Source organism: Micromonospora sp. CPCC 205546 (genome assembly GCF_036902715.1).
Classification (GTDB): Bacteria; Actinomycetota; Actinomycetes; order Mycobacteriales; family Micromonosporaceae; genus Micromonospora.
In genome coordinates, this window is the sequence record NZ_JBAKHL010000010.1 from 85,213 (window position 1) to 105,575 (window position 20,363).

18 protein-coding genes are annotated in these 20,363 nt (G+C 74.8%); 9 read left to right on the top strand and 9 right to left on the bottom strand.

The window, feature by feature from the left end:
- Positions 1-4 precede the first annotated feature (4 nt).
- Positions 5-709 carry a dethiobiotin synthase gene (bioD, locus tag V6U77_RS08600; protein WP_334605760.1) on the bottom strand — a complete coding sequence of 235 codons (705 nt, stop codon included), beginning with the start codon at positions 707-709 and terminating at the stop codon, positions 5-7.
- A 41-nt stretch (positions 710-750) separates the two neighbouring features.
- The gene (locus V6U77_RS08605) at positions 751-1,887 is read right to left on the bottom strand and encodes an 8-amino-7-oxononanoate synthase (RefSeq protein WP_334605761.1); all 1,137 of its coding nucleotides are present in this window, start codon (positions 1,885-1,887) and stop codon (positions 751-753) included.
- A gap of 154 nt (positions 1,888-2,041) precedes the next feature.
- Here V6U77_RS08605 and bioB point away from each other — a divergent pair, with 154 nt between their 5' ends.
- Genes bioB through V6U77_RS08620 form a run of 3 tightly spaced genes read left to right on the top strand, consistent with a single transcriptional unit; the run spans position 2,042 to position 3,779 of the window.
- Entirely contained in the window at positions 2,042-3,037 is a 996-nt protein-coding gene (gene bioB / locus V6U77_RS08610; protein ID WP_334605695.1) for a biotin synthase BioB, read from the top strand.
- An 8-nt stretch (positions 3,038-3,045) separates the two neighbouring features.
- The gene (gene bsaP / locus V6U77_RS08615) at positions 3,046-3,267 is read left to right on the top strand and encodes a biotin synthase auxiliary protein BsaP (protein ID WP_334605696.1); all 222 of its coding nucleotides are present in this window, start codon (positions 3,046-3,048) and stop codon (positions 3,265-3,267) included.
- A gap of 5 nt (positions 3,268-3,272) precedes the next feature.
- Complete coding sequence (locus V6U77_RS08620) at positions 3,273-3,779, top strand: GNAT family N-acetyltransferase (protein ID WP_334605697.1); 507 nt, start codon at positions 3,273-3,275, stop codon at positions 3,777-3,779.
- A 32-nt stretch (positions 3,780-3,811) separates the two neighbouring features.
- Here V6U77_RS08620 and V6U77_RS08625 read toward each other — a convergent pair whose 3' ends face one another.
- Complete coding sequence (locus V6U77_RS08625) at positions 3,812-4,336, bottom strand: DUF488 domain-containing protein (RefSeq protein ID WP_334605698.1); 525 nt, start codon at positions 4,334-4,336, stop codon at positions 3,812-3,814.
- A 111-nt stretch (positions 4,337-4,447) separates the two neighbouring features.
- Between V6U77_RS08625 and V6U77_RS08630 the strand changes: the two genes are divergently transcribed.
- Positions 4,448-5,266: a hypothetical protein gene (locus V6U77_RS08630; protein ID WP_334605699.1), complete on the top strand. Its 819-nt coding sequence runs from the start codon at positions 4,448-4,450 to the stop codon at positions 5,264-5,266.
- A gap of 190 nt (positions 5,267-5,456) precedes the next feature.
- Here the strand turns inward: V6U77_RS08630 and V6U77_RS08635 are convergent, their stop codons facing one another.
- Positions 5,457-8,387 carry a glycoside hydrolase family 9 protein gene (locus V6U77_RS08635; protein ID WP_334605700.1) on the bottom strand — a complete coding sequence of 977 codons (2,931 nt, stop codon included), beginning with the start codon at positions 8,385-8,387 and terminating at the stop codon, positions 5,457-5,459.
- Between the two features lie 415 nt (positions 8,388-8,802).
- Here V6U77_RS08635 and V6U77_RS08640 point away from each other — a divergent pair, with 415 nt between their 5' ends.
- The 3 genes from V6U77_RS08640 (at position 8,803) to V6U77_RS08650 (ending at position 11,951) form a co-directional block, all read left to right on the top strand.
- Positions 8,803-9,585 (top strand): LPXTG cell wall anchor domain-containing protein, encoded by a 783-nt coding sequence (locus V6U77_RS08640; RefSeq protein ID WP_334605701.1) that lies wholly within the window; start codon positions 8,803-8,805, stop codon positions 9,583-9,585.
- A 333-nt stretch (positions 9,586-9,918) separates the two neighbouring features.
- Positions 9,919-11,484 carry an aldehyde dehydrogenase family protein gene (locus tag V6U77_RS08645; RefSeq protein WP_334605702.1) on the top strand — a complete coding sequence of 522 codons (1,566 nt, stop codon included), beginning with the start codon at positions 9,919-9,921 and terminating at the stop codon, positions 11,482-11,484.
- A 71-nt stretch (positions 11,485-11,555) separates the two neighbouring features.
- Positions 11,556-11,951, top strand: a complete 396-nt coding sequence (locus V6U77_RS08650) for a VOC family protein (RefSeq protein ID WP_334605703.1) — start codon at positions 11,556-11,558, stop codon at positions 11,949-11,951.
- A gap of 21 nt (positions 11,952-11,972) precedes the next feature.
- Here the strand turns inward: V6U77_RS08650 and V6U77_RS08655 are convergent, their stop codons facing one another.
- Positions 11,973-13,034, bottom strand: a complete 1,062-nt coding sequence (locus tag V6U77_RS08655) for a GNAT family N-acetyltransferase (protein WP_334605704.1) — start codon at positions 13,032-13,034, stop codon at positions 11,973-11,975.
- A 116-nt stretch (positions 13,035-13,150) separates the two neighbouring features.
- Positions 13,151-13,855 carry an amino acid-binding protein gene (locus tag V6U77_RS08660; RefSeq protein WP_334605705.1) on the bottom strand — a complete coding sequence of 235 codons (705 nt, stop codon included), beginning with the start codon at positions 13,853-13,855 and terminating at the stop codon, positions 13,151-13,153.
- 151 nt (positions 13,856-14,006) lie between these two features.
- Between V6U77_RS08660 and V6U77_RS08665 the strand changes: the two genes are divergently transcribed.
- Both V6U77_RS08665 and V6U77_RS08670 read left to right on the top strand, forming a co-directional pair.
- Positions 14,007-15,095 carry a phosphotransferase family protein gene (locus tag V6U77_RS08665; RefSeq protein ID WP_334605706.1) on the top strand — a complete coding sequence of 363 codons (1,089 nt, stop codon included), beginning with the start codon at positions 14,007-14,009 and terminating at the stop codon, positions 15,093-15,095.
- Positions 15,095-16,309, top strand: a complete 1,215-nt coding sequence (locus V6U77_RS08670) for an acyl-CoA dehydrogenase family protein (protein ID WP_334605707.1) — start codon at positions 15,095-15,097, stop codon at positions 16,307-16,309. Before V6U77_RS08665 ends, V6U77_RS08670 begins: the two co-directional genes overlap by 1 nt.
- Positions 16,310-16,953: 644 nt before the next feature.
- Here the strand turns inward: V6U77_RS08670 and V6U77_RS08675 are convergent.
- The 3 genes from V6U77_RS08675 to V6U77_RS08685 all read right to left on the bottom strand — a co-directional run bounded on the left by V6U77_RS08675 (position 16,954) and on the right by V6U77_RS08685 (position 20,358).
- Positions 16,954-18,000 carry a LacI family DNA-binding transcriptional regulator gene (locus tag V6U77_RS08675; RefSeq protein ID WP_334605708.1) on the bottom strand — a complete coding sequence of 349 codons (1,047 nt, stop codon included), beginning with the start codon at positions 17,998-18,000 and terminating at the stop codon, positions 16,954-16,956.
- A gap of 85 nt (positions 18,001-18,085) precedes the next feature.
- Positions 18,086-19,519 (bottom strand): GH1 family beta-glucosidase, encoded by a 1,434-nt coding sequence (locus V6U77_RS08680; protein ID WP_334605709.1) that lies wholly within the window; start codon positions 19,517-19,519, stop codon positions 18,086-18,088.
- Positions 19,516-20,358, bottom strand: coding sequence for a carbohydrate ABC transporter permease (locus V6U77_RS08685; RefSeq protein ID WP_089001331.1), 843 nt, complete (start codon positions 20,356-20,358; stop codon positions 19,516-19,518). The genes V6U77_RS08680 and V6U77_RS08685 overlap by 4 nt, the downstream gene beginning before the upstream one ends.
- Positions 20,359-20,363: the final 5 nt, after the last annotated feature.

The following is a 20,363-nucleotide window of genomic DNA, read 5'->3' on the forward strand; positions in this document are numbered from 1 at the left end:
GTGCTCAGCTGATCTCCTCGGCCCACGCGCGCCAGTCGTCGAGCACCCCGTACAGCAGCGGGGTGAGCCAGCCGGACGCGGACCGCCGGAACACCCCCGGATCCATCGCGCCGGTCCCGGCCGGCAGGGCACCCAGCAACCTCGGCACCAGATCGGTCAGGTTGGCCCAGTGCACCAGCTCCGGCGCGGCCGGCCAGGCGCCGACCACCACGCCGGCCGGCACGCCCCGGCGCTCCAGCGCCTCCAGCGTCAGCGCGGTGTGGTTCAGGGTGCCCAGACCCGCCCGGGTCACCACCACGGCCGGGCAGCCCAGCTCCACCGCCAGATCCGCCACCGTCCAGGACTTCCCCTCCGGCCGCAGCCCCATCGGCACGAGCAGGCCGCCCGCGCCCTCGACGAGCACCAGGTCGTGCTTGTCGGCCTCCTCGCGGACCGCGTCGACGACGGGCTGCAGCGCCAGCGGCTGCAACTCGGCGACGCGGGCCGCCGCCAGCGGGGCGAGCGGGTCGGGAAAGCTGGCCAGGGTCCGGCCGGTCAGCGGGGCCGCCAGCCGGTTGACCGCGTCGACGTCGCCCGGCCCACCTCCGGCCGTACCCGTCTGGGCGGGCTTGACCACCGAGACCCGCAGCCCGGCCGCCTGCGCGGCGGCGGCGATCGCGGCGGTGACCACCGTCTTGCCGACGTCGGTGTCGGTGCCGGTCACCAGCACCGGCCCCCGCCACGGCCCCGTCACGTCGTGACTCCTCGCGCTCACGGGGCACACTCCACGATGGTCTCCAGGGCCCGCTCGAAGTCCGCCCGGGGGACGCCGGCGCCGATGGTCAGCCGCAGCCGGGACCGGCTGTCCGGCGTGGACGGCGGCCGGAAGCAGCCGACGGCGACCCCCCGGTCGCGGCAGTCGGCCGCCCAGGCGGTCGCCGCCTCGGGGCCGGGGGCGGTGACCGAGACGACCGCGCCGTCGGGGGCGGAGACCGCCAGCCCGGCGGCGCCCAGCCGGCGTACGGCCAGGGCGGCCCGCTCGGCCAGTTCGGCGCGCAGGTCGTCGCCGGCGCGGGCCAGCCCGAGGGCGGCGTGCACGCCGGCGGCGACGGCCGGGGGCAGCGCGGTGTCGAAGATGAAGGTCCGGCCGGTCTCGATCACGTGCCGGACGAACTCCGCCGGCCCCGCGACGACCCCGCCCGCGCCGCCGAGGGCCTTGGAGAGGGTGGCCGTGACCACGACGTCGGGCTGACCGGCGAGGCCGGCGGCGGCCACACCCCCGGCACCGGCCGGGCCGGTCACCCCGAGGGCGTGCGCGTCGTCGACCAGCAGCAGCGCGCCGTGCTCCCGGGCGACGGCGTGCAGCCGGGCCAGCGGGGCGAGGTCGCCGTCGACGGAGAAGACCGACTCGGTGACGACCACCGCCGGTCGACCCGGTGCGGCGGCGAGCGCGGCGGCGACCGCCGCCACGTCGGCGTGCGGGGTCACCACGGTCTCCGCGCCGGAGATGCGGCACCCGTCGATCAGGGACGCGTGGTTGTGGGCGTCGGAGACGAGCAGCGTACGGGGCCGCACCAGCGCCCGGACCGCCGCGAGGTTGGCCAGGTAGCCGGAGGAGAAGACGAGTGCCCGTTCGGCGCCGAGCCAGTCGGCGAGGGCGTCCTCGAGGGCGTGGTGGGCGTCGGTGGAGCCGCGCACCAGCCGCGACCCGGTGGCCCCCAGCCCGTACGCCGACAGGGCCCGCGCCGCCGCGGCGGTGACCTCGGGGTGGGTGGCCAGGCCGAGGTAGTCGTTGCCGGCCAGGTCCACGACGGCGTCGCCGGCGGCCCGGGGTCGCAGCCGGCGGGTCAGTCCCGCCTTCGCGCGTAGTTCGGCGCGGCGGCCGAGCGCCGCCAGCCAGTCCGCCACCGTCACCCCCACACGCCGCGCCGGCCGTCGTCGGCCGCTTCCGCCGGGCGAAATTACCACCCACCGGCCAGCGCCCGGCGTGTCCACCCCGCCTCCCCGGGTGCCGACACGCGGGCCGTTCATCCCGGCGAGCTGGCCTTGTAGGGTACGAGCCATGCCAGAGATCCTCGACCAGGCCCGAACCCAGGTGCTGGAGAACGGCGTCGGTCTCGACGAGGCCGGCGTCCTCGCCGTGCTGAACCTGCCCGACGAGCAGCTGCCCGCCGCCCTCCAGCTCGCCCACGAGGTGCGGATGCGCTGGTGCGGGCCGGAGGTGGAGGTCGAGGGCATCGTCTCGCTGAAGACCGGCGGGTGCCCGGAGGACTGCCACTTCTGCTCGCAGTCCGGGCTGTTCACCTCCCCGGTCCGGTCGGTCTGGCTGGACATCCCCTCGCTGGTCGAGGCGGCGAAGCAGACCGCGGCGACCGGGGCGACGGAGTTCTGCATCGTGGCGGCCGTGCGCGGCCCGGACGCCCGGCTGATGAAGCAGATGCGCGAGGGCGTCGCCGCGATCAAGGCCGAGGTCGACATCCAGGTGGCCGCGTCGCTGGGGATGCTCAGCAAGGAGCAGGTCGACGAGCTGGTCGACATGGGCGTGCACCGCTACAACCACAACCTGGAGACCTGCCGCTCCTACTTCCCCAACGTGGTCACCACGCACTCGTGGGAGGAGCGCTGGGAGACCCTGCGGATGGTCCGCGAGTCGGGCATGGAGGTGTGCTGCGGCGGCATCCTCGGCCTGGGCGAGACGGTGGAGCAGCGGGCCGAGTTCGCCGCGCAGCTCGCCGAGCTGGACCCGCACGAGGTGCCGCTGAACTTCCTCAACCCCCGCCCCGGCACGCCGCTGGGCGACCGGCCGGTGGTCGAGGGCAAGGACGCGCTGCGCGCCATCGCCGCCTTCCGGCTGGCCATGCCGCGCACCATCCTGCGGTACGCGGGCGGCCGGGAGATCACCCTCGGTGACCTGGGCACCCGCGACGGCCTGCTCGGCGGCATCAACGCGGTCATCGTCGGCAACTACCTGACCACCCTGGGTCGGCCGGCGAACGCCGACCTGGAGCTGCTCGACGACCTGAAGATGCCCGTCAAGGCGCTCTCCGCCACGCTGTGAGCGCCCCGGTGACGACGAGTGACGCGGCGACGGCGGCCGACGGGGCGTCGGCCGCCTGGTGCGACCGCTGCGGCGAGGCCGTGGCGGTCGGGTCGCACGACGGGTGCGCGGCGGCCCGGGTGCTGGAGCCGCCGCGCTTCTGCGCGTACTGCCGCCGCCGGATGAAGGTGCAGGTGCTGCCGGTCGGCTGGGCGGCGGTCTGCGTCGAGCACGGCGAGATGCGGGGCTGAGGCGGATGCTGCGGGGCCGGGCGGTGACCCTGCGGCCGGCGACGGCCGCGGACGTGGCGGCGCTCGCCGCGATCCGGGCCACCCCGGAGGTCCGGCGCTGGTGGCGCGGCGGCGACGACCTGGTCGCGTCCGTCCGTGCCGACCTCGCCGACGAGTCCCTGTCGGTGTACGCGATCGAGCACGACGGCCGGGTCGTCGGGGCGATCCAGTGGTACGCCGAGGACGACCCCGACTACCGGCACGCCAGCATGGACCTCTTCCTCGACCCGGCGGTACGCGGCGCGGGGCTGGGCGGTGACGCGATCCGCACCCTGGTCCGGCACCTGATCGACGAGCACGGCCACCACCGGTTCACCATCGACCCGGCGGCGGCGAACACGGCGGCCGTGCGGGCGTACGCGAAGGTGGGCTTCCGCCCCGTCGGGGTGCTGCGCGGCTACGAGCGCGGCGAGGACGGACGCTGGCACGACGGGCTGCTGATGGACCTGCTCGCCGACGAACTGGCCGACTGAGTCGACTGCGCACCGAACGCGCCGCCCGTCGGTCACCCGTCCCAGACGAGGCCGCCGTCGGGCAGCCGGCGGGCGCCCTCGGCGGGGCGGTGCGGGGTGAGCCGGCCGTCGGGCATCAGGTGGCGCACCGGCACGCCGCGGGCCAGCACGGCGACGTCGGCGATCAGCCGCCGGTGGCAGCGCCACCAGACGCTCTCGCTGCACATCACCGCCGTGGTCCGGGCGGCCGCGTCGGCCAGCACCGCGTCCAGCGCCGCCCGGAAGTCGGCGGTACGGGTGTACGCCGCGTACGCCCGGAAGGCGGCGACGGTCCACCAGCTGTCCGGCTCGTCGGCGCCGGCCGGGGTGTGCCGCCGGCCGCCGAGGCGCTGCTCCCAGCGGTAGTCCACGCCCGCCGCCGGCAGCCAGCGGGCCAGCTCCTCCCGGCGTACGTCCGGGTTGGTCCGGCTCGCCGGGAAGCGCCGCACGTCCACGACGAGCGCGACCCCGGCGCCGGTCAGCAGCTCGCCCAGCCGCTGCCGGTCCGCCGTCCCGTGCCCCACCGTCACCAGTTCCACGAGGAGGTTATGCCCCGATTCCCGGCCGGCTACCGCTCGCGGGAGGCGGAGACCGCCCGGGATCTGCGCGCGGGGCGGTGGGCGGCGCGGCCGGCGGCGAGGGTGGCACGGGTGAACCCCGACCTCCCGGCCGAGGCCGACGCGCTCGACTGGCTGGCGTTCGCGCAGGCCGGCGTCGTCACCACCGCCCAGGTGACCCGGTCGCTGACCGAGGGCACCGTACGCGGACGCGTGCGCTCCGGGCGGTGGCGCTCGGTCTGCCGGGGCGTCGTGCTGATGGGCAACGGCCGGCTCACCCGCGACCAGCAGTTGTGGGTGGCGGTGCTCGCCGCGGGTCCCGGGGCGGTGCTGGCCGGTCCGACGGCCGCCGCCGAGGCGGGCGTACGCGGGTTGCGCAGTGAGCCGCTGCACGTGCTCGTGCCAGCGCACCGGCGGGCGGGCCGCACCGTGCTGGGCCGGCTGCCGACCGACATGCCGGCGGTCGTCGTGCACCGCGCGTCGAAGCTGCCGCCGGAGCATCTTCAGCTCGCCCGCCCGCCGCGGACGACCACGGCCCCGGCGCTGGTGGACGCGGCTGGCTGGGCCCGCACCGTCGATCAGGCGCAGGCGGCGTTGGCGGCCGGCTGTCAGCAGCGGCGGGTCACGCCGGAAGAGTTGTCGGCGGTGCTGGACGCGCTGCCCCAGGCCCGTCGACGGGCGTTGATCCGGCAGACCGTGGCCGACATCGCCGGCGGCGCGGAGGCGCTCTCGGAGATCGACTTCGTCCGGCTCTGCCGCCGTCACGGCCTGCCCGCGCCCCGCCTCCAACAGCGGCGCACCGACGCCTCGGGCGGACGCGGTGGCTCGACGCGTACTGGCGGGAGTGGGGGTTGCACGTCGAGATCGACGGGGCGCACCACATGGACGTCCGGCACTGGGCGGCCGACATGAGACGCCAGAACGACGTCTGGACCTCGGGGGTCCGCATCCTCCGCTTCCCGCGTGGCTGGTCCGCGCCCGCCCCGACGAGGTCGCCGCCTCGGTCCGCCGCGCCCTGACGGCCGCCGGCTGGCGAGCCGGGATGTAAATCTTGGACAGTTGCCGTCCGCAGGGAACGGCAACTGTCCAAGATCTTGTGCGGCTAGGAGACCGTGCAGGGGGTGCCGTTGAGGGTGAAGGCGGTGGGCTTCGGGTTCGTACCGGTGTGGGTGCCGTTGAAGCCGACGCTCGTCGACGCCCCCGGCGCGAGGCGACCGTTGTAGGAGATGTTGGTGGCGGTGACCGCGGTGCCGGTCTGGGTCCAGGTCGCCGACCAGCCCTGGCCGACCTTCTGGCCGGCGCTGGGGAAGCCGAAGGCGAGCGTCCAGCCGTCGATCGCGGTCGTGCCGGTGTTGGTGACGGTGACGTTCGCCGTGAAGCCGCTGTCCCAGGTGCTGGTCGTCCAGGCCACCGCGCAGCCGCCGGACACGGGCGGGTCGGCGGTGGTGACCGCGACCGGCGCGGACGCCGCCGAGGCGTTGCCGGCCGCGTCCACCGCCACCACGAAGAACTGGTACGCGGTGGCCGCGGTCAGCCCGGTCAGCGCCAGCGTGGTGCCGGTGGGCGAGCCGACAAGCGTGTCCCCACCGGCGGCCGACCGGTAGACCCGGTAGCCGGTGACGCCGACGTTGTCGGTCGACGCCGCCCAGCTCAGCGTGAGCCCGGTGGCGGTGACCGCCGAGGCGGTCGGGGTGCCGGGGCGGGTCGGTGCGACGGTGTCGGGGGCCGGGGCGACGGGCGTGCTCACCTCGGCCACGGGCGAGGCGGCGGAGCGGTTGCCCGCGCCGTCGCGGGCCCGCACCGTGAACCGGTACGTGCGCTCGGGCAGCAGCCCGGTCACCGCCAGGGTGTTCGTGGTCGCGTTGAGCAGGACGAGCGCGTCGCTGCCCACCTGCGCCTGGGTGACCTCGTAGCCGGCCAGCCCACTGCCGCCGGCGTCGGTGGACGCGGGCCAGGTCAGGGTCAGCCCGGTCGCGGTGACGGCCGAGGCGACGGGGGTGCCGGGCACCGTCGGCGCGGTGGTGTCGGGGGTGGCCGGCGCGGGCTCCTCGCCCCAGATCCGGGTGGCGCCGGAGTAGAGGGTGACCTTGCGGTTCGGCCCCGCCGTCGCCTGGTACGACGGGTCGTTCGTCGGGTCCCAGGTGCCGCCCTCGGGCACGCCGATCTTGAACTGCACCTCCATCCGGTGCTGCGACTGCCCGGCGGGCGCGATGGTGTGCCCGGTGCAGTCCACCTCGACGTACCAGACGTCGCCGGAGAACTGCCTGGCGCTGGACGGCGACGGGCAGCCCTGGGTGTAGCCGGGGGTCACGGTGACCGGGCCGGTGCCGTCGGGGCGGAAGTAGTAGCGGAACTTCCCGTCGGTCAGCGCGCGGGCCGGGAAGGCGGACTTGTTGTAGACGATGGCCTTGAGGCCGGTGGCGCGCGGCTCGGCCTGCATCACCGTGGTCTCCACGGTCAGCTCGTCGATGTCGGGCGTCTCGGCGCGGGGGAAGCCGGCGAGCGGGGTGCCGCCGTACTCCTGGGTGAGCCGGGCCAGCGCGGAGCTGAAGCCGGCGTTGTAGTCGGTGGCGACCTCGTTCATCACGTAGTCCGACCGGTTGTCGGTGTACGCGTCGTTGGCCGCCGACGGACCGCCGACCAGCGCGCCGTAGAGGGTGTGCCGCGTCTCGACGGGCACGGTCTGGCTGTCCCACCAGGAGCCGTGCGCGGTGCGGTGGTGCGGGTTCTTCGGGGGGTTGGCCCCGAACCCGATGACGTAGCTGGAGGCGCGCGGGTTGTCGCCGAGCGCGTAGTCGATCTGCCGGACTGCGAAGTCGTGGTAGCGGGCCTTGCGGGTGGCGTCGGTGGTCCTGTCGCTGTAGACGAGGGCGGCGAAGGCGGTGTTCGCGGCGTAGCGCAGCGCCCCCCACGAGTCGAGCACGGCCATCCCGCCGGGCGAGTACGGCACCCGCTGTCCGTTGACGCCGACGGTCCAGTAGTACAGCCAGCGGTTGGCGTCGTCGACGTACTTCTGCCTGCCGGTCAGGTTGGCCAGCAGCACGTACGCCCCGAACTGCTTGTTGTCCCAGGCGATGGTCCACTTGTAGGAGCGGGTGGTGCTCTGGTTCTCGGTGCCGAGCCTGTCGTACTCGCTCTCGGCCTTGGCGAGGTAGGCGGCCTCGCCGGTGGCCCGGTGCAGCCAGATCGCGGACCAGACCAGCTCGTCCTGCCAGCCGCTCCAGGAGCGGTAGAAGCTGGTCGCGTCGGTGATGCACTCGTGGTAGTTCTTGCGCACCGTGTCGGCGAACGTGTGCAGCTGCCTGGCGTGACCGAGCAGTCGGTCGGCGTAGGCGGCGTCGGTGGGCCGGAACACCATGGACGACGCGGCCATCGCCGCCGCCGTCTCACCGGCCAGGTCCGCGCCGCCGCAGCTCGCGTCGATCTTGTACGCGGGCCGCGCCATCGGCAGCACCTCGGCGGGGCCCCACCACTTGTGGTCGTCGTCGCCCTTGCCGACCTGTCCGTAGAGGACGTTGGGGGCCGGGTGCGCCCGGATGAAGTAGTCGTTGACGAAGCGCAGGTTGTTGAGCAGGTGGGGCAGCTGGCCGGAGGCGACGTAGCCGGCGCGGTACTCGACGGCGCCCCAGGCGAGCATGGTGGCGCTGAACGCCATCGGGAAGCCGAACTTGACGTGGTCGCCGGCGTCGTACCAGCCACCGGTGAGGTCCAGCCCGACGTCGGCGCCGTCGGTGAGCGCGGAGTCGCCGCGCCAGGAGACCCGGTTCCAGTCCGGCAGCGGGCCGGACTGCTGCGCCTCGTAGAAGTAGAGCGACTTCTGCAACGCCTCGGCGTAGTTGAACGCGCCGGCCGCGGCAGGTGCGGTCCGTGCCGTGCCGGCGGTCGCGGCGGTCGGCGTGGCGTCCACGGCGGACGCGGGCGCCGGGCCGGTGACGGCGAGGGCGAGGCCGGCGGCGAGGGCGGTGCCGGCGGCCAACAGGCGGCGTGACCGGGGCGGGGCGCCCGGCGGGCGCGGAGAACTCGGATGGCGCATCAGGTGCTCCTGTCGGTGGTGTCGCCCGTCGGGCACCGGCGGGCGCGACGCTGCGGGCGGTGCGTCCGCGTGGCGAGGGGGTGGTGGGGGCACGGGCGGGGTGAGCGCGGTACGACCATGGTCGCCGGGAGCGCTCCCATGGATAGTCGACAATGTAAGACGGGCGCGGGCGATTTGGGAAGCACCGCGGCGCCGGACGGGGGTGGGCCGACGCCGCGGGAGCGCCCGCGGGAGCGAAAGCGTTACAGCGACGCGCCCACCGAGAGTGACGGATTCCCCTGCCGCCGAGAAGAGGGGTGACGCGTATCGGCAGCTCAGGCCGATCACCCGATACCCAGGACCGTCACTCATCGTGCGATCATGGGCCGCCCCCTCGATCAATTCCGGAGGAATCCTCATGCCACACCGTCGGCGCGTGGCGCGCGCGGCCGTTTCCACCGCAGCCGCCACCGCCTGCCTCGCCCTCGCCACCCCGGCCTGGGCGTCGAGCAGCATTGCGATCAACCCGGACCACCGGGACGAGTCGGCCGGCGGCTTCTCCACTCGGGACTGCGCCGACCCGCGGTTCGCGGACCGCCCGGCGGACCACGACGGCTGGCACTTCGTCCTGCCCGGCGGCAAGGCCTCGGGCGGGTTCGAGAGCCTGACGCTGACCTTCGGGACCGGCACGGGCGAGGTCACCGTCACCGTGCCGGACGCCGACGACGCCCACCCCGACGCCCTCTACCCGGCGGGGAAGAACGAGGACCGGCTGATCCACGCCTACCTCTTCACCCCGGCCGGCTGGACCCTGCTGGACGGCAGCGCCGTCATCACCGGCACCACCGGCAAGTTCAACCTGAGCCACACCTGCGGGGGCACCGCGCCGTCGCAGTCGCCGAGCCCCAGCCCGTCGGCGACCACCTCGGAGTCGCCGCAGCCGTCGGAGTCCCCGTCGGAGTCGGCCTCCCCGAGCGCGTCCGCCCCGCCGTCGGAGTCGGAGTCGCCGTCGGAGTCGCCGTCGGGCTCCGCCTCGCCATCGGCACCGGCCACCGCGTCGCCGACGGCCAGCCCCGGTGGCAGCGGCGGCGGCGAGGGCGGCCTGCCGCTGACGGGCGTGGCGACCACCAGCATCGCGCTGGGCGGCCTCGCCCTCATCGGCGGCGGCGCGCTGCTGATGATGCGCCGTCGTCGCGACGACGTCACCTTCACGAGCTGACCCCACCCAGCGCCGACCCGGCCGCCGGACACCTCGTCCGGCGGCCGGTCCTCGTCTCCGCCCCGGACGGCCCGCCACCCGACGCCGGCGGGCCTCCCGCGACCACCGGACGTTCATCACATCATCTAAGTAGGTCGATGCAATGCCGTCATGTGCCCAGGCCAGGCCATCGGACGGGATCCGGAAGAACGCGGTGGGACCGGCGGGACGCGGGGCTGGCGTTCCGGCATACGAACGTACTGTTGCCGGGCCGCTTCCCGACGCGCGACAGTACGCCTCACCAGCGGTGCCATCGACGCCGCCGCTCCCCCGGTCAACCCTGAGGAGATCGCGATGGCTCTACGACTCGCCGAAGGCACCTCCTGGTCCGACACCCTCGCCCGCGCGGTGGCCGCCGTGCCGGAGGCGTTCGGCTCCCCGGTCGACGACGTCACCACGCTGCACAACCTCGTCCGCGGCGACTGGCACGCCGTGGGCTCGCCCAGCCCGGTGCGCACGCCGGTGGACAACACCGTGCTGGTCAACCTGGCCCGCCTCGACGCCGAGTCCGCCCGCGCCGCGGTCACGCACGCCGCCGCCGCGCACCGGGCCTGGGCCGACACCCCGCTCGCCGAACGCAAGGCCCGGGTCGGCGACGCGCTCGACGCGCTCACCGCCCACCGCGACCTGCTCGCCCTGCTGCTGGTCTGGGAGATCGGCAAGCCGTGGCGGCTGGCCTGCGCCGACGTGGACCGGGCGCTGGACGGCGTCCGGTGGTACGCGGGCGAGATCGACCGGATGCTCGCCGACGGCCGGGAGCCACTGCCGGGGCCGGTCAGCAACATCGCGTCGTGGAACTACCCGATGAGCGTCCTCGTGCACGCCGAGCTGGTGCAGCTGCTCGCCGGCAACGCCGTCATCGCGAAGACCCCGTCGCAGGGCGGGGCGGTCTGCCTCACGGTCGCGCACGCGCTGATGCACCGGGCCGGGCTGCCCGCCACCCTGGTCTCCGGCGGCGGCGAGGAGCTGTCCGAGGTGCTCGTACGGGCGCCGGAGATCGGCGCCGTCGCGTTCGTCGGCGGGCGCTCCAACGGCGGCAAGGTCGCCGCCGCGCTGCTCGACAGCGACAAGCGGCACTTCATCGAGCAGGAGGGCCTCAACGCCTGGGGCATCTGGGACTTCTCCCAGTGGGACCTGCTCGCCGGGCACCTGAAGAAGGGCTTCGAGTACGGCAAGCAGCGCTGCACCGCGTACCCGCGCTTCGTGGTCCAGCGGGACCTCGTCGACGAGTTCCTCGACATGTACCTGCCCGTGGTGCGCTCCGTCCGGTTCGGGCACCCGCTCGCCGTCGGCGACGACTGGAGCGCCGGTGACCCGCTGCCCGAGCTGGACTTCGGCCCGCTGATCAGCGCCGCCAAGGCCGACGAGCTGCGCCGCAAGGTCGACGAGGCGGTACGCGGCGGCGCCGTGCCGCTGCACCGGGGCAAGCTGCACGGCGCGCCGTTCCTCGACGGGCAGGACACGTCGGCGTACGTGGCCCCGTCGGTGCTGCTGGCCCCGCCCGGACGGTCCCGGCTGATGCACGCCGAGCCGTTCGGCCCGGTCGACACCATCGTCGTCGTCGACACCACCGACGAGCTGCTGGCCGCGATGAACGCCTCGAACGGCGCGCTGGTCGCCTCGCTGGCCTGCGACGACGAGGAGTTGGCCGGCAAGCTCGCGGTCGACCTCCAGGCGTTCAAGGTGGGCATCAACAAGCCGCGCTCCCGGGGCGACCGGGACGAGCCGTTCGGCGGCCGGGGCGCGTCCTGGAAGGGCGCCTTCGTCGGTGGAGACCTGCTGGTGCACGCGGTCACCCAGGGCGGCGACGGCCGGCTCTACGGCAACTTCCCCGACTACAGCAGCTACCCCGCCACCTGAGACGTGAGGCAGCGCCCCCTGTGCACGTCGCAGGGGGCCCTGCCGACACCACGGACGCGTACCGTCGAGTGATGTCGATCATCGCGCAACTCTCCCTGGGAGTGTCCGACCCGCAGCGGGCGGCGGCCTTCTGGTCAGCCGCGCTGGGCTACCACCGCCGCCCGCCCCGGTACGCCGGCGACGACTGGATCGTGCTGGAGCCGCCGCCCGGCGTGCCGGGCACCGCCATCGCCATGGACGTCAGCGAGAGCCCGGCCGAGGAGTTCCCCCGCATCCACCTCGACATCGACGCCGGCGACCGGGACCTCGACGAGGAGGTGGCGCGGCTCGTGGCGCTGGGCGCGCACCCGGTCGACTGGCGGCACTACCCGACCGACCCGCACCCGGCCGAACCGCCGTACGTGGTGCTCGCCGACCCGGAGGGCAACCGGTTCTGCGTGCAGGGGACGCGCGCACCCGCGACGTGACGCCTCCGCGCGCCCGCCGCGTCAGCAGGGGCCCCTTCCGTTGACCGAGGGCACGCCCGCGGTGAGCGGGACGGTGAGGCTGACCAGCGCGCCGTCCCGCTCGGCCGCGGCCGGCCGGTCGAGCCGCCGCACGGTGCGCAGCATCGGCGCGTTCTCCGCGTGGACGTGCAGCACAAGGGCCGCGTGACCGGCCTGCTCGGCGTGCCGGACCAGCCGGCGCAGCAGGGCCGAGCCGAGGCCCCGCCGCTGCCAGTCGTCGCGCACCAGCAGCGCCGCCTCGGCCTCGTCGCCCTCGGCGAGCAGGTTCGCCATCGCCACCACGGACCCGGTCGCGCCGGCGCCGCCGGCCGTGGCGAGCAGGGTCACGCCCCGGGCCGGCTCCAGCAGCCGGCGCAGCCGGGCCGGCGAGGGAGCCGCCGCACCGCCCAGGTAGCGGCGGTGCCGGCTGCGCGCCGAGCAGCCCTCGTGCAACTCGACGACGCCGGGCAGGTCGTCGACGGTCGCGGGTCGTACGGCCGCCTCGGCGCCGTCGGGCAGCACCAGGGTGACCTGCTCGGCGGCCCGGCGCGCGACGGCCGCCGACAGCTCGACCAGGGCCTGGGCGCGGGCGTACTCGGCCGGGGTGAAGCCCGGCACGGCGCGGCGCAGCGCGAACGACCCGCCGGCCGGGTCGTCCAGCAGCATCGTCGTCTCGGCGAGCCCGCCGCCGGAGCCGGTCGACGCGGGCCGCCAGGCGACCGCGTCCGCGCCGAGCAGGGCGCGCAGCGTCTCGCCGGTCGCGTCCGGGTCCCGCACCAGCCGGGTGGCCAGGCCGAGCGCCCGGGTCGGCTGGTCGGCGAGCCCGCGCGCCTCGCTGCGCGCCACCCAGCAGTCCCGCCCCCGCCCCCGGTGCACGGCGGCGACGAGGCCGGCCTCGTCGAGCGAGTCGGGCGCGTCGACCAGGAAATCGTCGACGGCGCCCCGCTCGGTGGTGTGCACCTGCACGGCGAGGATGTTGACCCCTCGCAACGCCAGGCTCGCCGTCAGCACCGACAGGTAGCCCGGCCGGTCGTCCACGGTCGCCCGGATCCGCCACAGCGTCATGGTTCGCTCCCTTCCCCCGTACGAGGCTCGCGGGTCGCTGTTGCGGGCCGGTTGCCCCCGGGTGACGGCTCCGGTCGCACCGCGGCGACCTGCGCCACACCGGCCGCCGGTCCGGCTCAGGGGTTCGCGGCCACCGGCGGCGCCCCGACCGGGTCGAGCCGGTCGCCGAGGATCACCGCGGCGGCCCGGACGAGCTGCGCCAGCCGGTCCACCTCCGTGGCGTGGAACGCCGCCGCGGCCGGCGTCCCGGCGCACTCCCGGGCCACCACCAGCACCAGGCCGGCCCGGCCGAACGGCGCGACCGCGAAGTGCGCGCCGCCCGGCACGCTGATCGCCCGCGCGCGCAGCGGGGTCACCTCCGGCAGCGGCGGCGGTACGGGCGCGCGCCAGCTCGCGTACCCGACGCTCGCCTCCCCGGCGGCGCCGGTGCGGGCGGCCCAGTCGACCGGCACCACCGCGGCGACCGCCCAGTCGGCGGCGAGCAGGCCGGGGACGGCGTCGACCAGGGTGGCCGCGCCCTCGACCGGGTTGGCCGCGACCTGGGCCAGCAGCTCGGCGTCCTGCCCTGACGTGGTGGGTGTGCCGATCGCCCGCCACACCCCGTCCACCCGGACGCCGGGGATCGCCGCCAGCCCGGCGAGCAGCCGCTCGACCCGCGCAGCGCCCGGCCAGACCACGGTGAAGTCGTCCACCGCCCGCCCGCCGAGCCGCTCCAGGACGACCACCTGGACGATGTCCGCGCCGGACACGCCCATGGTGCGCGCCACCTGACCGAGCGTGCCGGGACGGTCCGGCAGGGTGACCCGAACTCGCAGCAACATGTCTGAACCCTCCGCTCGGCGGGCCGGCGCCGTTGGCCGGCAGGCTGGGCCCCAGCCTGGCCGGCGGCCGTTTCGCCCCTGTTGCCGCGGCATGTCCCGAGGGTCACACCCCGACCTTGACAACATGGCGGAGGTGCCATCAACTATTCGGATGACCGAGCCGGCCGTCGACGCGCACGGGCCGGGCAGCGTGCCTGTCCCCGCCGCCTCCCCCCGCGGGCTGGATCTCGACCGGCTCGCCGGTCACCTGGCCCGGCACCGGCCCGAGCTGGCCGACGGCCCGCTGCGCGCCCGGTTGATCGCGGGTGGCAAGTCCAACCTGACCTACCTGCTCGGCGTCGGCGAGCGGGAGGTGGTGCTGCGCCGCCCGCCGCTCGGGCACGTGCTGGCCACCGCGCACGACATGGCCCGGGAGTACCGGGTGATCTCCGCGCTGGCGCCGACCGACGTGCCGGTGCCCGCCGCGCTGCTGCTCTGCGAGGACGCCGAGGTGATCGGCGCGCCCTTCTACCTGATGGAACGGGTGCACGGCGAGGTGTTCCGCACCCGCGCCCAGACGGATCCGCTCACCGCCGACCAGCGTCGCGAGCTGGCGATGGCGATGATGGACACCCTCGCCGCCCTGCACGCGGTCGAGCCCGCCTCGGTGGGGCTTGCCGACTTCGGCCGCCCGGAGGGCTACCTGGCTCGGCAGGTCCGCCGCTGGGCCGGTCAGCTCGACCGGTCCCGCAGCCGGCCGCTGCCCGGCATCGAGGAGCTGCGCGACCTGCTCGCCGGCACCGCGCCGGAGGGCGCCAACGCCGGCCGGATCGTGCACGGCGACTACCGGCTGGACAACCTGCTGGCCACCGTCGACCCGGTGGCCGTACGGGCCGTGCTCGACTGGGAGATGGCCACCCTCGGCGACCCGCTCGCCGATCTCGGGCTGCTGCTGACCTACTGGGACGTGCTGGGTGGCAGCGACTCGGCCGCCGGCAACCCCGTCGCCGACGGGCTCGGCCCGCGCGCCGGGTTCCCCACCGGCACGGAGCTGATCGCGCGGTACGCCGGGCGCGGCGACGTCGACGTCGGGCCGCTGCACTGGCACGTCGCGCTCGGCTGCTTCAAGCTCGCGGTGATCTGCGAGGGCATCCACTACCGGCACACTCTCGGGCAGACGCTCGGCGAGGGCTTCGACCGGATCGGCGACATGGTGGCACCGCTGGTCGAACACGGGCTGACCGCCGCCAGGGAGCGTTGATGGACTTCGCCTACGACACCCGCACCGAGCAGTTGCGGGCCGAGCTGACCGCGTTCCTGGACGAGCACGTCTACCCGGCGGAGCCGGTGCACGCGGCGCAGGTGGCCGCCGCCGGCGACCCCTGGGCCCGGCCCCCCGTGATGGCCGAGCTGAAGGCCGAGGCGCGCAGGCGCGGCCTGTGGAACCTCTTCCTGCCCGACCCGCGCCACGGCGCCGGCCTGACCAACCTGCAGTACGCCCCGCTGGCCGAGCTGACCGGGCGCAGCCCGCACCTGGCCCCGGAGGCGCTCAACTGCGCCGCGCCCGACACGGGCAACATGGAGCTGCTCGCCGAGTTCGGCTCGCCGCAGCAGCAGGAGCGCTGGCTGCGACCGCTGCTGGAGGGCGAGATCCGCTCCGCGTTCTGCATGACCGAGCCGGAGGTGGCGTCCTCGGACGCGACGAACATCGCGACCCGGATCACCCGCGACGGCGACCACTACGTGGTCGACGGGCGCAAGTGGTGGTCGTCGGGGGCGATGGACCCGCGCTGCGAGATCTTCATCGTGATGGGCAAGACCGACCCGGAGGCCGACCGGCACCGCCAGCAGAGCATGATCCTGGTGCCCCGGGACACCCCCGGCGTCGCCGTGCGGCGGGGCATGACGGTGTTCGGCTACAGCGACGCCTCGCACGGCGGCCACGCCGAGATCGACTTCACCGACGTCCGCGTGCCGGCGGAGAACCTGGTCGGGGCGGAGGGCGCCGGTTTCGCCATCGCCCAGGCCCGGCTCGGCCCCGGCCGGATCCACCACTGCATGCGGCTGGTCGGCATGGCGGAGCGGGCCCTGGAGCTGCTCTGCCGGCGGGCCCTGGAGCGGGTCGCGTTCGGTCGGCCGCTCGCCGAGCAGGGCGTGGTGCGCGAGTGGATCGCCGAGTCGCGGGTGCGCATCGAGCAGGCCCGGTTGCTGGTGCTCAAGACCGCCTGGTTGATGGACACGGTCGGCAACAAGGGCGCGCACACCGAGATCCAGGCCATCAAGATCGCCACTCCCGCCATGGCCGAGTGGGTGATCGACAAGGCCATCCAGGCGTACGGCGGCGCCGGCGTCAGCCAGGACACCCCGCTCGCCGCCCTCTGGGCCCAGTCCCGCACGCTGCGCCTGGCCGACGGCCCCGACGAGGTCCACCGTTCCTCGCTGGCCAAGCGCGAACTGCGCCGCTGGTCGGACTGACCACGGCACCTGGCCGGGCCCCTCCCCGCCACACGCCCGCCGGACGCCCGTCCGGCACCCCGACGGGGCCCACGCCACAGCCCGCCCGGACGAGCTGCGTACGGGCGGCGGCGGCCGACGGACGAGCGGCGGGCGGATGAGCAGCGGGCGGCGGGGCATGCTGCGGTATCGACGCTGTCGAGCTGATGTCACAGACGACTCAACGACGACGGGTGACCTTCGCGGACCCGCCGCCCCCGTCCCGGAGCGACGCGGTCGCCGACCAGCGCCGGCGATGATGTCGTAGACGACTCAGCTCGACAGGCACACCCGCGAGACACCGCCGCCCCATCCGCCGGACAAGAAGCTCGCCCGTCGCCGGTGATGTCGTAGACGACTCAGCTCGACCGGCACGCTGGCGGAATACCGCCCGGGGGCGGAGGGTGCGGCACGAGGCCGGTCGTCGCCGGCGAAGGCGGTGGCCCGGGGCCGGCAGCCGGGGGCAAGGCCACGGCCGGCGGCGGGGCGGGGACCCGCGGCGGCCCGCAGCGGACGGAGGCCGGGCCCCGTGGCGGACGGAGGCCGACTTGTCCAGCCGGAGGAGACCGTCGCTGCGGCACGCTGCCGGCTGCGTCCCCGGGTCGGGCAGGTGCGGCGACCGGGGATCAGGCGGAGGCGCGTTCGATCAGCTGGGTGTCGAGCAGGATGTGCGGCGACGGGAGCTCGTCGCCGCGGATGCGGGAGACCAGCAGGCGGGCCATCTGCCGGCCCATCTCCTCCACCGGCTGGAAGACCGTGGTCAGCGGCGGCTCGGCCTGCCGGGCGATCGGGGCGTCGTCGAAGCCGACCATCGCGACGTCCTCCGGCACCCGCCGGCCCGCCTCGCGCAGCGCGCGCAGCGCCCCGAACGCCATCAGGTCCGAGGCGACGAAGACGGCGTCGAGGTCGGGGCAGACCTCCAGCAGCCGGCGCATGCCGGCCGCCCCGCTGCCCTCGCTGAAGTCGCCGTACGCGATCATGGCGGGGTCGACGGCGCCCCCGGCGGCCCTGACCGCCTCCCGGTAGCCGGTCAGCCGGCCGAGGCCGGCGCCCATGTCCTGCGGGCCGGCGATCGTGGCGATGCGCCGCCGCCCCCGGCCGGCCAGGTGTTCCACCGCCCGCCGGGCGCCGCCGACGTTGTCCACGTCGACGTAGTACGCCGGCTGCGCCCCGGGTTGCAGCATCCGGGCCGGGCGACCGCCGAGCACCGTGGGCAGGCCGCGCTCCTCCAGCAGGGTGGGCAGCGGGTCGGAGTCGTGCAGCGACAGCAGCAGGACCCCGTCGACGTGCTGGTTGGTCAGGTGGTGCTCGACCCGCTCCCGCTCGATCGGCGACTGCACCATGGCCAGCCAGAGCTGCAACGGGGTCTCCAGCAGCCCCGAGCTGACGCCCCGGACGATGCCGGCGAAGAACGGCTCGGTGAAGACCCGGTCGCCGGATTCCGAGACCACCAGGGCGATCGAGTCGGTGCGCTGGGTGACCAGGGCGCGGGCGGCCCGGTTCGGCACGTACCCCAGCTCGGCGATGGCCTGCTGCACCGCGGCGCGCGCCTCGGGGCTCACCTGGGGTGAGCCGTTGACCACCCGGGAGACCGTCCCGCGACCGACGCCGGCGCGGGCGGCGACGGCGTCGAGGGTCGGGCGCCCGAGCGACCGGGTGCGCTGCGTTGTCATTGTCTGCTCCTCCGACGGCGGACCGGCCCCGGCGCCACCCGGTGCGGGGTGGTGCCGGGGCCGCCCGTTGATGGCTGGCCCTGGCCTATTGTGCGGCCAGACCGTTGCGTCGGATCACCTCGGCGTACCACCTGGCACTGGACTTGGGGATGCGGACCTGGGTGTCGTAGTCGACGTGGATCATCCCGAACCGCTTGGTGTAGCCCCAGGCCCACTCGAAATTATCCATCAGCGACCAGGCGAAGTATCCGCGCAGGGGCACCCCGGCCTCGATCGCCTCGTGCGCGGCGCGCAGGTGGGCGTCGAAGTACGCCAGCCGGTCGACGTCGTCCACCCGCCCGTCGACCACCTCGTCGACGAAGGCGGAGCCGTTCTCGGTGACGTAGAGCGGCAGGTCGGTGTACTCCTCGTGGACCCGACGCAGCGTCTCCACCAGACCGGGCGCGTCGATCTCCCAGTTCATGTCGGTGACGGGGACGCCCCGGGTGACGAACCGGACGTCCTCGCTGCCCGGCCAGCACGACGGCGCCCGCCAGTACGGCTCCGGCTGCGCGCCGGGGACCGGCGCGGCGACCACGTGGCGGCTGTAGTAGTTGACGCCGACCACGTCCAGCGGGGTGGAGATGGTCGCCAGGTCCCCGTCGCGCACGTGCCCGAAGTCGGTGACCTTGGCGAGGTCGGCCATCAGGTCCGCCGGGTAGGACCCGCGCAGCAGCGGGTCCAGGAAGAAGCGGTTGGCCAGCCCGTCGATGCGCCGCGCGGCGTCGACATCGGCGGGCGCGTCGCTGGCCGGGGTGACCGGGTAGAGGTTGACCGTCACCCCGACCTCGGCGGTCGGCCGGGCCGCGCGCAGCGCCTGCACCGCGAGGCCGTGGCCGAGCATCAGGTGGTGTCCGGCCCGGACGGCGTCGGCGCCGTCCGAGCGGCCCGGCGCGTGCACCCCGGAGCCGTAACCGAGGAACGCCGAGCACCACGGCTCGTTGAGCGTGGTCCAGTAGCGCACCCGGTCGCCGAGCGCGTCGGCGACGAGCGTGGCGTAGTCGGCGAAGCGCGCGGCGGTGTCCCGGGCCGGCCAGCCGCCGACGTCCTCCAGCGGCTGCGGCAGGTCCCAGTGGTAGAGGGTGAGCCACGGCTCGATCCCGTGCGCCAGCAGCTCGTCGACGAGCCGCCGGTAGAAGTCGAGCCCCTCGGCGTTCGCGGGGCCCGTGCCGCCCGGCTGCACCCGCGGCCAGGAGACCGAGAACCGGTACGACCTCAGCCCCAGCTCGGCCATCAGGGCGACGTCGGAGCCGAGGCGGTGGTAGTGGTCGCAGGCCACGTCGCCGGTGTGCCCCTCGACGACCCGTCCCGGGGTGTGGCTGAACGTGTCCCAGATCGACGGCGTCCGGCCGCCCTTGGCCGCGGCGCCCTCGATCTGGTACGCGGCGGTGGCCGCGCCCCAGAGGAAGCCGGGTGGGAAGGTCAGCGGCGGACGGTCGTCGACGACGCCGACGGCGGGCGGGCTGGCGGGGTTGCTCACGACTTGACGGCACCTTCCATGATGCCGCCCACGATCTGGCGGCCGAACACGATGAACACGATGACCAACGGTAGGGTGCCCACCGCCGTGGCGGCGAACACCTGCGAGTAGTCGGTGTAGTAGGCGTACGACAGGAAGGCCAGCGAGACCTGGAGCGTCGGGTTCTCGCTGGTCAGCACCGCGTACGGCCACAGGAACGAGTTCCAGGTCTCCATGAACGTGAGCAGGCCGAGCACGGCGGCGGCCGGGCGCAGCGCGGGCAGCACGATGTTCCAGTAGATCCGGAAGGTGCTCGCCCCGTCCACCCGGCCCGCCTCGATCAGCTCGTCGGAGATGGCCTGGGTGGCGTACTGCCGCATCATGAACACGCCGAACGCGCTGACCAGGAACGGCACGGTCACCGCGTAGAGGGTGTCGAACCAGTTCAGGTCCTGGATCATGCCCCACAGCGGGATGAGCCCGAGCTGCGTCGGGATCATCATGGTGACGATGATCGTCAGCAGCAGGGCGTTGCGGCCCCGGAAGCGCAGCTTGGCGAAGGCGAATCCGGCCAGCGATCCGGTGATCACCACGGAGACCGTCACGATGCCGGAGACGATCACCGAGTTGAGCAGGCCGGTGAGGAAGTTCGCCGCCTCGTTGTCGAGCACCCGGCCGAAGTTGTCGCCGAACGACCCTGCGGGCGCGACCGGCGGCGGGACGTCGTTGATCGAGTCGAGGCTGCGGGTGGCGATGACCACCATGTAGTAGAACGGGTAGATCGAGAAGAGCGTCGCCAGGACGAGCGCGACGTAGGTCAACGGGCTGGTGCGCCACAGGCGCCGGGATGCCGAGTTCATCTGGG

Excerpts from the sequence above, each read along its gene's own strand:
- bioB (WP_334605695.1), top strand. The coding sequence starts at position 2,042 with ATGCCAGAGATCCTCGACCAGGCCCGAACCCAGGTGCTGGAGAACGGC.
- V6U77_RS08620 (WP_334605697.1), top strand. The coding sequence starts at position 3,273 with ATGCTGCGGGGCCGGGCGGTGACCCTGCGGCCGGCGACGGCCGCGGAC.
- V6U77_RS08635 (WP_334605700.1), bottom strand. The coding sequence starts at position 8,387 with ATGCGCCATCCGAGTTCTCCGCGCCCGCCGGGCGCCCCGCCCCGGTCA.
- V6U77_RS08645 (WP_334605702.1), top strand. The coding sequence starts at position 9,919 with ATGGCTCTACGACTCGCCGAAGGCACCTCCTGGTCCGACACCCTCGCC.
- V6U77_RS08650 (WP_334605703.1), top strand. The coding sequence starts at position 11,556 with ATGTCGATCATCGCGCAACTCTCCCTGGGAGTGTCCGACCCGCAGCGG.
- V6U77_RS08655 (WP_334605704.1), bottom strand. The coding sequence starts at position 13,034 with ATGACGCTGTGGCGGATCCGGGCGACCGTGGACGACCGGCCGGGCTAC.
- V6U77_RS08660 (WP_334605705.1), bottom strand. The coding sequence starts at position 13,855 with ATGTTGCTGCGAGTTCGGGTCACCCTGCCGGACCGTCCCGGCACGCTC.
- V6U77_RS08665 (WP_334605706.1), top strand. The coding sequence starts at position 14,007 with ATGACCGAGCCGGCCGTCGACGCGCACGGGCCGGGCAGCGTGCCTGTC.
- V6U77_RS08670 (WP_334605707.1), top strand. The coding sequence starts at position 15,095 with ATGGACTTCGCCTACGACACCCGCACCGAGCAGTTGCGGGCCGAGCTG.
- V6U77_RS08675 (WP_334605708.1), bottom strand. The coding sequence starts at position 18,000 with ATGACAACGCAGCGCACCCGGTCGCTCGGGCGCCCGACCCTCGACGCC.
- V6U77_RS08685 (WP_089001331.1), bottom strand. The coding sequence starts at position 20,358 with ATGAACTCGGCATCCCGGCGCCTGTGGCGCACCAGCCCGTTGACCTAC.